Source organism: Paludisphaera rhizosphaerae (assembly GCF_011065895.1).
Classification (GTDB): Bacteria; Planctomycetota; Planctomycetia; order Isosphaerales; family Isosphaeraceae; genus Paludisphaera; species Paludisphaera rhizosphaerae.
Map to the genome: position 1 here is coordinate 51,651 of NZ_JAALCR010000008.1, position 14,419 is coordinate 66,069.

At 66.2% G+C, this 14,419-nt stretch carries 9 protein-coding genes; 4 read left to right on the top strand and 5 right to left on the bottom strand.

The window, feature by feature from the left end:
* Positions 1 to 3: 3 nt before the first annotated feature.
* The 3 genes from G5C50_RS11955 to msrA form a co-directional block, all read right to left on the bottom strand.
* The gene (locus tag G5C50_RS11955) at positions 4 to 1,122 is read right to left on the bottom strand and encodes a phosphatidylinositol-specific phospholipase C1-like protein (RefSeq protein ID WP_165069413.1); all 1,119 of its coding nucleotides are present in this window, start codon (positions 1,120 to 1,122) and stop codon (positions 4 to 6) included.
* Positions 1,123 to 1,218: 96 nt separating this feature from the next.
* Positions 1,219 to 4,620 (bottom strand): PAS domain-containing protein, encoded by a 3,402-nt coding sequence (locus G5C50_RS11960; RefSeq protein ID WP_165069417.1) that lies wholly within the window; start codon positions 4,618 to 4,620, stop codon positions 1,219 to 1,221.
* 107 nt (positions 4,621 to 4,727) lie between these two features.
* The gene (gene msrA / locus G5C50_RS11965; RefSeq protein WP_165069419.1) at positions 4,728 to 5,198 is read right to left on the bottom strand and encodes a peptide-methionine (S)-S-oxide reductase MsrA; all 471 of its coding nucleotides are present in this window, start codon (positions 5,196 to 5,198) and stop codon (positions 4,728 to 4,730) included.
* Between the two features lie 184 nt (positions 5,199 to 5,382).
* Between msrA and G5C50_RS11970 the strand changes: the two genes are divergently transcribed.
* Positions 5,383 to 6,486 carry an NADH:flavin oxidoreductase/NADH oxidase gene (locus tag G5C50_RS11970; protein WP_206107665.1) on the top strand — a complete coding sequence of 368 codons (1,104 nt, stop codon included), beginning with the start codon at positions 5,383 to 5,385 and terminating at the stop codon, positions 6,484 to 6,486.
* Positions 6,487 to 6,520: 34 nt separating this feature from the next.
* Positions 6,521 to 6,877, top strand: a complete 357-nt coding sequence (locus tag G5C50_RS11975; protein WP_165069425.1) for an STAS domain-containing protein — start codon at positions 6,521 to 6,523, stop codon at positions 6,875 to 6,877.
* Between the two features lie 71 nt (positions 6,878 to 6,948).
* On the opposite strand, the gene G5C50_RS11980 is transcribed toward G5C50_RS11975, so the two are convergent.
* Positions 6,949 to 8,295 carry a Gfo/Idh/MocA family protein gene (locus G5C50_RS11980; protein WP_165069427.1) on the bottom strand — a complete coding sequence of 449 codons (1,347 nt, stop codon included), beginning with the start codon at positions 8,293 to 8,295 and terminating at the stop codon, positions 6,949 to 6,951.
* 424 nt (positions 8,296 to 8,719) lie between these two features.
* Here G5C50_RS11980 and G5C50_RS11985 point away from each other — a divergent pair, with 424 nt between their 5' ends.
* Together G5C50_RS11985 and G5C50_RS11990 are read left to right on the top strand one after the other, a co-directional pair.
* Positions 8,720 to 9,994, top strand: a complete 1,275-nt coding sequence (locus G5C50_RS11985) for a selenium-binding protein SBP56-related protein (protein WP_165069430.1) — start codon at positions 8,720 to 8,722, stop codon at positions 9,992 to 9,994.
* An 81-nt stretch (positions 9,995 to 10,075) separates the two neighbouring features.
* Positions 10,076 to 11,656, top strand: a complete 1,581-nt coding sequence (locus tag G5C50_RS11990; protein WP_165069433.1) for an efflux RND transporter periplasmic adaptor subunit — start codon at positions 10,076 to 10,078, stop codon at positions 11,654 to 11,656.
* 6 nt (positions 11,657 to 11,662) lie between these two features.
* Here G5C50_RS11990 and G5C50_RS11995 read toward each other — a convergent pair whose 3' ends face one another.
* On the bottom strand, positions 11,663 to 14,368 hold the full coding sequence (locus G5C50_RS11995) for a DEAD/DEAH box helicase (protein WP_165069435.1): 2,706 nt from the start codon (positions 14,366 to 14,368) through the stop codon (positions 11,663 to 11,665).
* Between the last annotated feature and the right edge of the window lie 51 nt (positions 14,369 to 14,419).

Below are 14,419 nucleotides of genomic sequence, written 5' to 3' on the forward strand. Positions count from 1 at the left end.
GGATCAGTCCTGCTTTTCGAGGTCGCGTCCGTCCCAGGCGCGGTCGCCGCTGATGGGGTTTGAGTGGGCGACGACTCCGCCAGGCAACGCGACGTGGTAGTCGGTGAGACGTGAATCGGGGACCGGGTAGTCGGTGCTGACGAACTGAGCGCCCGAGGCCAGGGCCTTGTCGCGCATGGTCGTGGAGCCGTCGCGGGCCTGTCGGGTGTCGGCGTCAGCGCGGGTGCGGACCATGAATCCGGCTTTCACCAATCGCTGAATGGCCTCGAAGTCCTTGATAGGGTCGTTCATCTTGAACCAGGCGGCGGCCGGGTTCTTCTCGTCGACGCTGGCGAACATCAGCCGGCCGGCCAGCGCGGGATGCCCCTGAAGATAGGTTTCTCGCTCGGCCCCGGTGTTGTCGAGGGCGAACATGACGCGGCCGCGGACGGCGTCGAGTTTCGGCCAGCCTCGGGTATGGATCGCGTCCGGAAGGGAGGCGGATTCGCCTCGGACGTCGTCCGGCGTCAGGATCTCCTCGCGAGGGAAGACGGAGAGGATCTCGGCCTCCAGCGCGGCCAGACGCTCGGCGTCGAACGGGACTGCCTTCCCGGTGATTCGAGCGGTTTCGGGCGTCTTCAACTCGACAAGGATCATGAGCGGGACGTGTCTTGGGTTGGCCTGAGACCAGGCGCGGACCTGTTGGAGAGCGTCGACGAGGGTGGGCGCGGTGGTGCGATAGTCGACCCCCGGGACGTGCAGCACCTTGATGCCTGGCTTGCGGAGGCGGCCGTCGGGATCAGCCTCCGGCCCAGCGTCCTTGCCCGTCAGGAGGGCGAGCTTGCGGATCGGCGGATCGGCGAACAGACCGCCTTCAGGATCGGCGAAGACGTCGAGTTCGATCTGCCGGATCTTTCGGCTCTGAAACTGCTCCGCCAACGGAGGATGCGTGTACTGGAGGTTCTCCGCCCCTCGCACGTTGGCTCGCGCGATCACCTCCAGAACGCCCGGCGCGGGCTCGATGTGGTAGGAGTTGTGCGAACCGACGACCTGGATCTGATTGAGCCGAACGTCATCGGCTGCCGCGACGCCGAGGAATAAAACCGGAAGTCCGAGCACGGCGAGAAATCGATGCGGGGCCATGGCAGGTTTCCTGGAGAGGGGAGGGCGATCGACGCTGCAGTCGCTCATTCTCCGAAAATCGCTGGGCAATGCGAAGCATCCGCCGCGCGTTCGCGATCACGAGCCCCCTCGAACGGCCAGCGCGGTGCGGCCACGTTTGGGAGTCGACTGAGCGACTGCGGAAAGGATGTTGCGGAGGACGTCGATCTCGACGGGTTTGACCAGGTGATGGTCGAAGCCTACCTCGCCGCTGCGGCGGCGGTCCTCAGGCTGGCCCCAGCCGGTCAGGGCGACGAGCATGGCGTCTCGAAAGGCGGGGTCCGCCCGAAGCTCCGCGGCGACTTCAAAGCCGTTTTTGTCGGGCAGACCAAGGTCCAGCAGGATGACGTCGGGCGGGAAAGCGGAGGCCTCGGCCAGCGCCTGAGCGCCGTCGTAGGCCGTGTGGACGTCGTGGCCGTCGAGCGTGAGCAGCCGTGACAGCGAGTCGGCCGAATCGCGGACGTCGTCGACGACCAGCACACGGATCGCACCGGCCGGAGCTACCTCGTCGACCTCGGGGCGGGCGGGGTTGGCTGCGACGGGCGCGACGTCGGCGATCGGCAGGTGGACGCGGAACTCGCTCCCCTTGCCGACCCCTTCGCTCCGGACCTCGATGCGACCGCCGTGCATCTCGACCAGACGACGGACGATCGTCAGGCCCACTCCCAGGCCCCCCTGCGCTCGATGGAGCGAGGCGTCCACCTGGGTGAACATGTCGAAGACCTTCGGGAGCATCTCCGGTGCGATGCCGACGCCCGTATCGCGGACGCTCACGACGGCCTCGGCGCCTTCGCGAGTCACCGTCAGATCGATCCTTCCACCGGGCTCGGTATACTTGGCCGCATTGTTCAACAGATTGGAGATCACCTGCGTGAGCCGGGTCGGGTCGGCGTCGAGCGGGATCGGCTCTGGAGGCATCGTCGCCGTCAACTCATGTCGGCCGGCCTCGATGTACTGACGGCCGGCCTCCACGGCTCCTGCCGCCACGGCTTGAAGCTCCACGCGCTGTTTGCGCAAGGAAATCTTCCCGCTCCGTACACGAGCGACGTCCATCAGGTCGTCGATCAGGTGGACCATGTGGCCGAGTTGCCGGGTCATCATGCCGATCGTCGATCGCGCGGCGTCGGCCGCCTGTCCCAGTTCGAGCAGTTGAAGGCCGTTGCTCAGGGGCGCCAGCGGATTGCGCAGCTCGTGGGCCAGCGTCGCCAGGAACTCGTCCTTGCGACGATCGGCCTGCTGGAGCGCCTCGGAGAGCCGCTTGACGTCATCGACGTCGGTGTTGGTTCCGAACCAGCGGACGATCCGGCCGCGCGAGTCCTCGATCGGCAGGGCTCGCCCCAGATGCCAACGATGTGTGCCGTCGGACGCGCGGCGAAGTCGATACTCAACCTCGAACGGACGGCCGGTGCGGACCGACTCCTGCCAGGCGTCTCGGGCGCGGTCGACGTCGTCGGGGTGGATGATGCGCGCCCACCGAGGGCCGCCCAGCACCCCCTCGGGATAGTCTCCGTACTCGCGCCACTTGCGGTTGAAGTAGTCGACCGTTCCGTCCGAGCGGGCCGCCCAGACGGCCTGGGGCATGGCGTCGGCCAGTTGGCGGAAGCGGGCCTCGCTGTCGCGGACGGTTTCGCGGGCGACGACCATGTCGGTCACGTCGACCCCGTGGACGAAGATCCCGGAGACGACGCCGTCGCCTTCGATGACGGCCTGGTAGACGAAGTTGAGGAACCGCCTCTCGATCGCGCCTCCGTCGCGGCGGAAAAGGATCGGCATCTCCTTGCCGACGAACGGCTCGCCCGAACGGAAGACCTGGTCGAGCAGCTCGAAAAATCCCTGCCCTTCGAGGTCGGGAAACGCCTCGCGAACCGGCCGGCCGATCAGATCCCTGTCGCCCACCATCTCGTAATAGAGACGATTCGCCAGCGTGAAGACGTGGTCCGGCCCCCGCAGAGTGCAAATAAAGGCGGGCGCGCTCTGGACGACGGCCTCCAGGTTGGCGCGTTCCTGGTTGAGGCTCGACAGGAGTCGCTCCCGCTCCCGCTCGGCCAGCACGGCGGCCGTCACATTCTGGAACAGGACGGCCACCTTGCGGCCGCCGGCCGGCGAGGCGTAAACGTCGAACCACTGGCCGCCCATCTTCTCGGCTGTGTTGACGAACCGGACAGGTTCGCCAGTCAGCGCGACCTTGCCATAAGTCTCAAACCAATGTTCATCGTGGTCGGGGATGATCTCTCGCATCCGCTTCCCCACAACCTGGCCGAGCCCGGTCAGACCGGCGTAGGCCGGATTCGCCTCCAGAAACAGGAAGTCGACCGGCTTCCCCGCTTCGTCGAAGATCATCTCGATGACGCAAAAGCCCTCGTCGATCGAGTTGAAGAGACTGCGATACCGTTCCTCGCTCACGCGCAGTTCGGCCGCGGCTTTCATGCGATCGGTGACGTCGCGCGAGACGCAGTAGAGCCGCTCGGGACGACCATCGGCCCCGAGGATCGGGGTCAGGTGGACCTCCCACTCCTTCGGGACGTTCTTCACAGTCGGGCAGGGGGCTTCGAACCGATCGGGCTCGCCGGAGGCGGCGCGGCGGACGGCTTCGCGAACTCGAAACCGCGCCGATTCAGGCCAGAGCTCGGCCCACTCCCGGCCCTTGATCGTCTCGAACTCGTCGACGTCCATCATCCGGAGGCCAGTCTCGTTGATGGAGAGGATACGACCGTCGAGCGACAGGGTCTTGAGACAGTCGAGCCCCGCGTCGAGCATCTCGCGGTTGAGGGCCTCCGTTCGACGCAGGGCCTCGCGATCGCGGAGCCGGTCGCTCACGTCCCGGCAACTCAAGACCGTGCCGACGATCCTCCCCTGTTCGTCGAAGATCGGCGCAACGCTCCCCTCGACGGCCCGGACGACTCCGTCCCGCCCTGTGATCACGCCGCAGTCGAACCTTCGGACCGCGTCGGGGCCCGGAACCGAGGCGAGCGCCTCGTCGGCAGGGCCTACGGTCGTCGAGAAAACGTCGCGAATGGACCGGCCCGCGGCCTCGGCCGACGACCACCCCGAAAGCCGTTCGGCTGCCGCATTGAGGAACGTCACGTGGCCCGAGGCGTCGGTCGTCGCCACGGCGTCGGCGATGCTCGTGGCGATCTCCTCGAACCGTCGCTGCAGCGAACGCTCGCGCGCCTCGACTCCAGACCGAGCCGCGGCGAAGGCCGCCATGAACATCGCAACGATCCCGAAAACCACGACGCCGGCCGCCGATTCGGGCCTGAAGCCGAACGAATGGTAGGGCGGCACGAACCAGTAGGTGACAGCGGGAATCGAGAGCGCCGTCGCCAGCAAACTGGGACCGACTCCGCCCACCCACGCAACAAGCATCACCGCGGCGAAGAACGCGGCGAACGGCGTCGACTCCGCCAGGGGCCAGCTCACGGCCGTCAGCCCGGCGGCCGCAGCAACCGCGGCCGCCGCCGCCAGGTAACGAGCGAGCATTCGTGCGGTCGAACCATGGAACAACACCACGAGCCCCCCGTTTCAGTCACCGTCGTCGTAACCGGAAAGGGCCGGCCCGAGAAAAGCGGCGCGGCGACAGCCACGCATCAGATGTGGCAGCTCGCTCCGCCGTGCTTCTGAATGTAGCGCTGGTGGTATTCCTCGGCCCGCCAGAACGGCCCCGCGGGAACGATCTGGGTCACGATCGGCCGCTGATACGCGCCGGATTCTTCAAGACGCTGAACCGTCTCAGCGGCCTCACGCTCCTGATCGGGATCGTAGGTGAAGATCGCCGAGCGGTACTGGCTGCCGAAGTCCGGCCCCTGGCGGTTCAAAGTCGTCGGATTGTGGAGCCGGAAGAAGGCGTCCAGGAGTTGTTGATAGGTGATTCGCGCGGGGTCGTATTCGACCTGGACGACCTCGGCGTGGCCCGTCTGGTCCGTGCAAACCTGCTGGTAGGTGGGATTCTCGACCGTTCCCCCCATGTACCCGGAAGTCGCTTCAAGCACCCCGGGGAGCCGGCGGAAGGCCTCCTCGACGCCCCAGAAGCACCCGGCCCCGAATGTGGCGGTCGCCATCTCGTCGCCTCCTCAATGGCTGGGAATCGGTCAGGGGACGGATTCCCTCCTGTTCATTTGTAGCGGCCGCTCCCCGGATCGGCAAGCCTCGACCCTGCGGGGGAGTTGCCGGCTCTCCTACAATCCCCATCGAAACGGCGGGCCCACCGCCGACCCGTCCCGCATCCCTCGAGGAATTCGCGACGTGACCACTTCGACCTCGTCGATTCCGGCCGGCTCGCTCTTCGCCCCTTACACGATCCGAGGCCTGACGCTCCGCAACCGCGTGGCGATGTCGCCGATGTGTCAGTACTCGTCGCAGGACGGACTCGCCAGCGACTGGCACCTCGTCCACCTCGGCGCCAGGGCGTCCGGAGGCGTCGGCCTGGTGATCGTCGAGGCCACCGCCGTCACTCCCGAGGGCCGGATCAGCCCCGGCGACATGGGGATCTGGAGCGACCGCCACATCGAGCCCCTCGCGCGGATCGTCAGCTACGTCGAGTCGCAGGGAGCCGCGCCGGGGATTCAGTTGGCTCACGCCGGCCGCAAGGCCAGTTGCGACGTCCCCTGGCGCGGCGGCAAGGCGATCCTCGACCCGGCGCTGGGGGGCTGGCCGGTCGTCGGACCGAGCCCGATTCCCTTCGACGAGACCTCGCCGGTCCCTCATGAACTAAGCGAAGCCGAGATCGACGCTCACGTCGACGCCTTCGAAGCCGCCGCTCGCCGAGCCCTGGCGGCGGGTTTCAAGATGATCGAGATCCACTCGGCCCACGGCTATCTGCTGCACGAGTTCCTCTCGCCGTTGAGCAACAAGCGGACGGACCGCTACGGCGGACCGCTGGAGAATCGCATTCGATTCGTCTCGCGGGTGGCCGAGCGGCTTCGCGGATTGATGCCCGATTCAATGCCGCTCTTCGTCCGAATCTCCTGCACCGACTGGGTCGACGGAGGATGGGACGTCGAGCAGTCCGTCGAGTTGGCTCGCCGGCTGAAGGATCTGGGCGTCGACATGATCGACTGCTCGTCGGGAGCGCTCGTCCCGCACGCGAAGATCCCCGTCGCTCCTGGCTACCAGGTCCCGTTCGCGCGTCGGATCCGCGAGGAGGCGGGGATCGCGACGGCGGCCGTCGGCCTGATCCGCGATCCAGCGCAGGCCGAGAAGATCATCGACGACGGCGACGCCGATCTCGTCCTCCTTGGACGCGAGTTGCTGCGCGAGCCATACTGGGTTGTGAAGGCGTTGCAGGAATCCGGCCGGGAGGCGCCCTGGCCGATCCCCTACGGCTACGTCTTCAAGCATCGACGGTGATTTCAAGCGTCCCCGGCTCGGCGGAGGCCCGCCCATGTCTCTCAACATCCGCGTCGAAGACGACGTGACGATCCTCAGCAACTTCGGCCGGCTCATGAACGACCCCCGGCACGTCGACGCGGCGCGGGACGTTCAGGACCGGCTCGACCAGGGCGAGCGGAACTTCATCATGGAGATGAACGGCGTCCACGAGACGGGCGCCGCATTCCTCGGCCTGTTGATGACGATCACCCGGGCCGTCCGCAAGGAGCGCGGCGACGTCGTCCTCGCCCGCCCCAGCCCGGCTATCCGCCGCATGGTCGAGGAAATGCACATGGACGACTACTGGGACGTCTTCGACTCCGTCGAGGAGGCGACGGCCTTCTACCACCGCCACGACGACCCGAAATGAAAAGACGACCGCCCACGCGGAAGGCGTGGGCGGTCGTGAAGGGAAGACGTCGGCTGGCTCGAATCCGTTTCTCAGACGTGGATCGAGAAGCCCTTACGATAGTCGCGGCGGATGAATTGGTCGGCGTCGGGGCGGCCCTTGACCTTCATGTTCTGGGCGTCCCACTCGATCTTGGAGCCCACCTTCAACGCGAGCACGCCCATCAGGACGGTCTCGGTCAGGCGGCCGGCGTAGTCGAAATTCGACTGCGCGTTCGACGGGTTGTTGGTCTTGATCGCTTCCACGAACTCCTGGAAGTGGCCGGGCGAGCGGGGCAGGGTGGGCTCGGGCTTCTTGAAATCCTGGTACTTGTCCTTGGGCAGCAGGGTGTACTCGGCGCCGTAGTCGTTCACCGAGTAGAACGATCCCTTCTCGCCCACGATGAGCAGGCCGCTGCCGGCCGGCTTTTCGCCGTGGAGCAGTTCCTTGAAGACTCGCTTATCCTCGGGGAGATTCTTGCCGCCGTCGTACCAGGTGAGGGTCAGCGGGGGACGGCCGTCGCGCTCGCCGAAGTAAGTCTTGATGATCGACCAGGCGGGGTAGGTCTGGTTGTCGACGATGCCGGAGGTGTCGATGACCTCGGCGGCGACCGGGTCGAACAGGTCGAGGCCCTTGGCGGCGACGTTGATGGTGTGGCAGGCCATGTCGCCCAGGGCGCCGGTGCCGAAGTCGAGCCAGCCGCGCCAGCCGAACGTATGGTAGCCGGCGTGATAAGGGCGGTCATGGGCGGGTCCCAGCCACTCATACCAGTGGACGTTGTTGGGGATGCCCGGGAAGTCCTTGAAGCCGGCGATGCCTTGCGGCCAGATCGGCCGATTGGTCCAGACGTGGATCTCCTTGACCGGGCCGATGGCGCCGGCGCGGAGCAGTTCGGCTCCCTCGCGGAGACCATTGGCGGCGGTGCCCTGGTTGCCCATCTGCGTGCACAGCTTCTTCTCGGCGGCGAGGTTCCGGAGCAGCCGGGCTTCCTCGATCGACCAGGTCAGCGGCTTCTGAACGAAGGCGTGCTTGCCCATCCGCATCGCCTGCACGGCGGCGACGGCGTGGGTGTGGTCGGGGGTGCTGACGGTGACGGCGTCGATCTTGTCGCCCATCTCCTCCAGCATCTTGCGGTAGTCGTAGTATTTCTTGGCGTTGGGGAACTTCTCGGCCTTCTTGTCGAGCGTCTTCTCGTCGATGTCGCAGAGGGCGACGATCTCGCCGAACTTGCCGGCGTCGTTGCTGTCGCTGTCGCCTTTGCCGCCGACGCCGATGCAGGCGAAACGGACCTTGGAATTCGGCGACTCCTCGGAAGCCCTCGCGATCGCCGGGGCGCCCTTGAGGAAGCTGCCGGACGCCCCGACGAGGGCGGACTGGGTCAGGAAATCACGTCGCTTCATGGCGGGCACGACTCCTCGGAAACGCGGGGGGAAGGGGCGGCCTCCAACCGAGGCCGGTAGGCTGTCGACCCTCAAGATGCCGCGCGGTTCGACCCGCCGCAAGCATCCGGCGGACATCGCCGCCGATCCGAGGGCTGTGAGAGCCTCTTCCGCGGCGAATCATACCCATGCACCGTTCGCCCCCGTTGCTTCGTTACAACGATTTTCAATCGCCTCCGTCGGGAACCGTTCTATACGCTTGAGACGGCGTACGTTCTCGTGATACGTTGAATCGACTCTTATGAAATGAAGTCTCCTTTCGGCGCCGATCGCCTCGAAACTCTTCCGTCCATCGCGATCGATCGACTCGCTTCCGTCCAGGCGTCGAGGAGAGTTTTGAGCCGCTATTCGTCGAGATCGTCGCGATAGAGAGGAAGCCCCCGAGATGAGTCGACGTCGGCCCGTGTTCGTGACCGATCCGAGGCTCTGGATCATCCTGGCCGTCCTGGGCCTCTTGCTTGGGTCGTCTCCGTCGGCTCTGGGCGCTGCGAAGTATCTCTACATCTGGGCCGGCCACGTCGATCATTCGAGCCCCGACTTCTTCGCCGTGATCGATTTCGACGCGACCTCGCCGGGTTACGGCAAGGTTCTCAACACGGTGCCCCTCCCCGGCCATGGCTCGACCTTCAACGAACCCCACCACATCAACCTTTCGGCCGACAAGAAAATCCTGGCCTGCGGGGGCCTCCTGAGCGTCCTCAGCGGTCAGCCCGGGATCTTCTTCTTCGATGTCACCAACCCGCGGAGCCCGCGGTTCCTGTTCTCGTCGGCCGACCCGAACTCGAGCATTACCGACGACTTCTTTCCACTCCCCAGCGGCGGCTTCCTGGTCACGCAGATGGGCTCGGCCGACGGCGGATCGCCCGGCCGCGTCGTCGAATTCGACGCTCTGCTGCGCCGGGTCGGCTCATGGCCGACGTCGCCTCCCGTCGACGGCTTCAACCCGCACGGGATCGCGGTCCGCCCCGACCTGAACCTGATGCTAACCAGCGACTTCATCCTTCCCGCCTCGACGCTCGGCGTCGTCCCGGGGCCGCCGGTCCTCCGGAGCACGATTCGGGTCTGGGATCTTGGGAGACGCCGAATCGTCAAAACCATCGAGGCGCCCGGCGGAGTCGGGATGATGGACGTGCGCCTCATCCCGGGCGATGGTCGCGGCCGAGCCTACAGCGCGGGGATGTTCGACGGGGGGCTCTACCTCATCGATCCGACGATCGGCCTGGCGTCGCGGGTGTACGATTTCGAGAACGTGAAGCCCCACATGGACGTCCCGATGGGGCCCATGCCGCAGATCCTCCAGGTGTCGAGTGACGGCACACGCTTGCTGACGGGCCTCTTCCAGGCGGGCCAGGTGGTGATGCTCGACACGACGAGCCGGTCGTTCCCGGTACAGGTCGCCGTTGTCAACCTGGGGCTTGGGGCCGGACCGCACAACATGGTGCTGACCGACGACAACCGGTTGATCGTCACCGACTACTTCCTCGTCGAGGACATGTTCCCGTTCGCGAGCCCTGGGAAGGTCGAGCTCGAGGGGGACCACAAGGTCCAAGTGATCGATGTGCAGCGGAACAGCCTGACGCGGAACCCGCGATTCGAGCTCGATTTCAACACGGCGTTCCCGAGCGGCCCGGCCCGGCCGCACGGCATCGCAGTCAAGTAGTCGGAACTGGGGAAGGCGGTCCACGTGACGTCGCTCGTCTCGAACGAACGAAACGGTCGTCCAAGCGCCGACTCGTCGGCGGTGCGCGCTGCGGACGGAGCTTCGCGAGCCGGCTGGACGATCCTGAAGGTCGTCGAGATGCGACTTCGGTTCGTCGTCTTGATGGTGGGCACGGGGCTGGTCTTCGGCTACTGGGACACGCTCGCCAATCATTTCGAGAAATGGAGTCGGCCGACGCGAGGAGCGGCGAAGGTCGTGGGCGGCCTGGAGTATTACTGCCCGATGCATCCCTCCGTCGTCCTCGCGACGTCGGCCTCATGCCCTATCTGCGGCATGCCGCTGGCGAAACGGGCGCTCGGCGACGCCGTTGCTCTGCCTGAGGGCGTCCTTTCGCTGGTCCGCATGACGCCCGGGCAGGTCGCGCAGGCGGGCGTCAAAACGGTCGCCGTGGGCTTCAGACGACGAGACGAGCGGATGACGACGGTTGGGTCGATCAGCTTCGACGAGAGCCGCCGATTCCAGGTTGCGTCGAACGCCCGCGGCAGCCTCTGTCTCGATCGCGTCTACGCATCGTCCGAGGGCGTGACCGTTCAGGCGGGCCAACGGCTCGCCGACCTGTATGGCTACGACATGGCCCAGGCGATCCGAGTCTACCGCGACGCCGTCGTCGCGCGCGAGGCCGCCCCCGCGGACAACCTGCCGGCGACCCCGCTCGGAGACCCCAAGGAACGAGTCGACCTCGCCATCCAGGGGCTGAAGGTGCTTGGGGTGCGCCAGAACCAGATCGAAGCGATCGCCGCGGGGAGTCTCTCCTCGGAACTCCTTCCCATCCTCGCCCCGATCAGCGGCCACATCGTTCGCAAGTCCATCCAGGAAGGTCAATACGTCTCGGAGGGGCAGTTCCTCTTCGAGATCGTCGACCTGAGCCGGGTCTGGTTCGTCGCCCAGGTCTTCGAGGACCAACTCGGTCGCGTCGAGGTGGGCCGTCGGATCGAAGCGACCATCCCGACTTTCCCCGGCGAGGTCTTCACGGGACGCGTCGCGTTGATCGCCCCCACGCTCGACCCGACCACGCGTACGGCCGCGGTCCGCTTCGAGATCGACAACCCCGGACATCGTCTCCGGCCCGGGATGTACGCGACCGTCACGTTGAATCTCGCGCCGGAGTCTCGGGAGGCCAAGGAGCCGACGACTTGTCCGGTCACGGGCCTTCGGCTCGGTTCGATGGGAAATCCGGTGGAAACCGAAGTGGACGGGCGGACGATCCGGCTCTGCTGCGAAGGCTGCATCGCGAAGTTGAAATCCAATCCCGCGGCTTATCTCCCCAGGCCCGGCACCTCTTCGGAGGACGTCGTCCTCAGCGTGCCCGAGTCGGCGGTCGTCGACACAGGATCGCACAAGATCGTCTACGTCGAATCCGCTCCAGGGGTCTTCGAGGGGAGGTCGGTCGATCTCGGCCCGCTCTCCGGGGGGGATTACCCCGTTCTCGCCGGCCTCGCGTCTGGCGAACGAGTCGCAGCGGCCGGCGCTTTCCTGATCGACGCTGAGTCCCGCCTCAACCCGGGGGCGACGGTTGCGAAAAAGCCGGCAAGCGACGTCGCCGAGCCCCTTGCGAGCACCTCGCGACTTCGAGGCGGTCGGGAGCCTCGCCTGCAGCCCTGAGTCGGATCACTCGGGAGGCTTGGCGGCCGCCGACTCGCGAAGCATGGCCGCCATCCCCTCGAACAGGGCGCCCAACGTCGAGGCCGCTTCGGCGGGTGCCTCGATGACGACGCCCCCCGAGTCGCTCCGACGCACGCTCAACTGCGAGAACAATCGTCGCACCTCGCCGTCAGATAGGGACGGGACGGCGGTCCGGGCCGATTCGACGGTCGGCGCGACGGGCGTCGGCGCGGTCACGACCGGCTCGGGAGCTTCGTCGGCAGGGGCGTCGTCGCCGGCCTCGACCAGTTCCTCGAACGGATCGGGCGCCTCGTCGACGACTTCCAGGTCGGACGGATCGAAGCCGTCGATCGCGCCGTCGCCGCCCAAAGCCGCGGCGGCGTTCTCCTCGTAGAGCTTCTGAGCCCGACTGAGGAACGACCCCGCCTGATCGAAGTGAACGGCGTCGCTCTCGCCGTCGAACAGGCCCTTGAAGAACGCCTGCTTCGAGCCGACGAGGTCGGCGATCCGCGATTCGATCCCCTCCTCGGCGACGAGGTTGTACACGTCGATGGGCGACTCCTGGCCGAGCCGGTAGATCCGGCCGATCCGCTGCTCCAGCACGGCCGGATTCCAGGGGAGCTCCAGGTTGATGACGCTGTTGGCCGCACGCTGGAGGTTCAGCCCCACGCCGCCGGCGTCGGTAGCGAACAGGATGCGGAATGCCGGATCGTCGTGGAACTCGACGATGTTCTGAGTCCGCCTCGACGCCTTCTCCGCGCCGGTGAAGTAACCCGCGCGGCCGCCGACCTCGGCCAGGATGTCGCCCACGGCCCAGTGCGCCAGGTGAAGCATTCGCCGCCACTGACTGAAGACGACGACCTTCCGCCCCTGATCGACGACAAGCTGTCGGACAAGCTGACGCAGCTCCAACAGCTTGGGCGAAGCCAGGCTCTGCAGCAGGGGATCGTCCGGCTTCCTCCCCTTGAGGGTCGGCCAGACCTCATCGAAATCCTTCTGAGCGAGGCCGTTCGAGATGATCCGCTGAGCCGTCATCAGGCTCATCAGCCGCATGAATTCCTGCTGTGTCAACGGCCGTCTGCGAGCGATCGCAAGAATCTGAAGGATGGGCTGGTTGAGCGCGTCATGCTCTTCCAGTTGAGGCGGAGACATTTCGACCGGCACGCGGACGTCGGTCCGGGGCGGAAGTTGGTCGAGCACCTCTTGCCGAACGCGCCGGATCATGCAGGGGGATAGTCGCTGGCGAAGCGTCTCCAGGTTGCGGACGCCGACGACCTCGCGTTTGCCGTCGGCCCGGACCGCGTGGACCGAGGAGAGCCGCCACTTCGGCTCCAGAGCGTCGTCGTCGACCCACTCAACGACCGACGCCAGCTCCTCGACGCGGTTCTCCATCGGCGTGCCCGTAAGCACCAGTCGATACTTGGGGTCGAGCCCCTTCACCGAGAGCGCGGTCTTCGTCTGCCAGTTCTTGATCCGCTGCGCCTCGTCGAGCACCACCAGATCGGGCGCCCAGCCTCTCGCCAGGTCGAGATCGCGGAGGAGTTGTTCATAGTTAATGATGAGAAACCCTTCGCGGGTCTCGTCGTACATCGCCTTGCGTTCAGTCGGCGAGCCGTCGACGATCCGGATCGGCAGGCCGGAGAAGTTGTGCCACTCGCGGGCCCACTGGGGTTTGAGGGCGGCCGGAACGATCAGAAGGCCCTTCTTGATCCGGCCCAGCTTCTTCAGAATCGTGCAGCAGGAAATCGCCTGCGCCGTCTTGCCCAGGCCCATGTCGTCGGCCAGGAGCATCCGGGTCGTCTGGAGGAACCGCGTGACCCCTTCCTTTTGATAGGGGTAGAGCGTCCGCGGCAGGATGTTGAAAGCCGTCTTCAATTCGGACGGCCAGACCCCGGCGTCGACGACGCGCCGGAGCCTCGACTTCTCGCGCGTGAGAACGGCCAGCAGCGCCGGGTCGAAGCGTGAGGCGTCGGGCTTCGCCGGAACGGCCTTCAACAGAGCCTCGACCAGTTCGAGCCTTTTCTCGGGTGCGTCGTGATGCGTATTCCTCAGGACGGCCTTCTTATCGCCGTCCTCCTTGAACAGATATCGAACGTCTCCCTTTCCCTGGGAGTGACGGGGGAGTTTGCCGCCGTTCTCAAAGCCGATGCCGTCGAGACGATCTCCCGACCCGACGAGCGGGCGGATCGCATCCCAGGTCAGCCCCTCGGAAGCGGCCCGCTCAGCCTGCTCCTTGCGAGCCTTCTCCAGATGCCTCGGCCTGGCGTAGACATGCAGCAAGACGGCCAGGACGTGCTTGCAAAGCCCCAGTGAGTTCTTGAGGTAGTCGGGGCAATCGCAACGGCCGACAATCGGATCGACGCCCAGGAGCATCGTCTGATAGGGACGGACGTTCGCCCCCTTTCGAGCCGTCGCATAGAGGCCGAGGATCTTCCCTCCCTCGGGTCGGCTCTTGATCCTCAGATCCTCCTTCCGCGCGGAGTCCAACCGCCGCAGGACTGCGTCGAGCGCATCGACGCGGACAGGCCACTCCTCAACGGGGACGACCGTCATCACGTGCGACGCGAGCAGATCGGCCGGGATCGGCTTCGACTTGGCGCCGACCTGACCCCGGAGCGTCTGAAAGGCCTCCAGCGCGCGGTCGATCTCGGCGGCCTCCCGGCCTTCGAGGACCTCACGAGCCTTCTCCAGAAGCGCGACGATCGAACTCATGTAAGGTGCTCAGAGGATGTGACGTGATGTCGGATGAAGAAGTTGACGAGG

Excerpts from the sequence above, each read along its gene's own strand:
- G5C50_RS11980 (WP_165069427.1), bottom strand. The coding sequence starts at position 8,295 with ATGAAGCGACGTGATTTCCTGACCCAGTCCGCCCTCGTCGGGGCGTCC.
- G5C50_RS11975 (WP_165069425.1), top strand. The coding sequence starts at position 6,521 with ATGTCTCTCAACATCCGCGTCGAAGACGACGTGACGATCCTCAGCAAC.
- G5C50_RS11995 (WP_165069435.1), bottom strand. The coding sequence starts at position 14,368 with ATGAGTTCGATCGTCGCGCTTCTGGAGAAGGCTCGTGAGGTCCTCGAA.
- G5C50_RS11960 (WP_165069417.1), bottom strand. The coding sequence starts at position 4,620 with ATGCTCGCTCGTTACCTGGCGGCGGCGGCCGCGGTTGCTGCGGCCGCC.
- G5C50_RS11955 (WP_165069413.1), bottom strand. The coding sequence starts at position 1,122 with ATGGCCCCGCATCGATTTCTCGCCGTGCTCGGACTTCCGGTTTTATTC.
- msrA (WP_165069419.1), bottom strand. The coding sequence starts at position 5,198 with ATGGCGACCGCCACATTCGGGGCCGGGTGCTTCTGGGGCGTCGAGGAG.
- G5C50_RS11985 (WP_165069430.1), top strand. The coding sequence starts at position 8,720 with ATGAGTCGACGTCGGCCCGTGTTCGTGACCGATCCGAGGCTCTGGATC.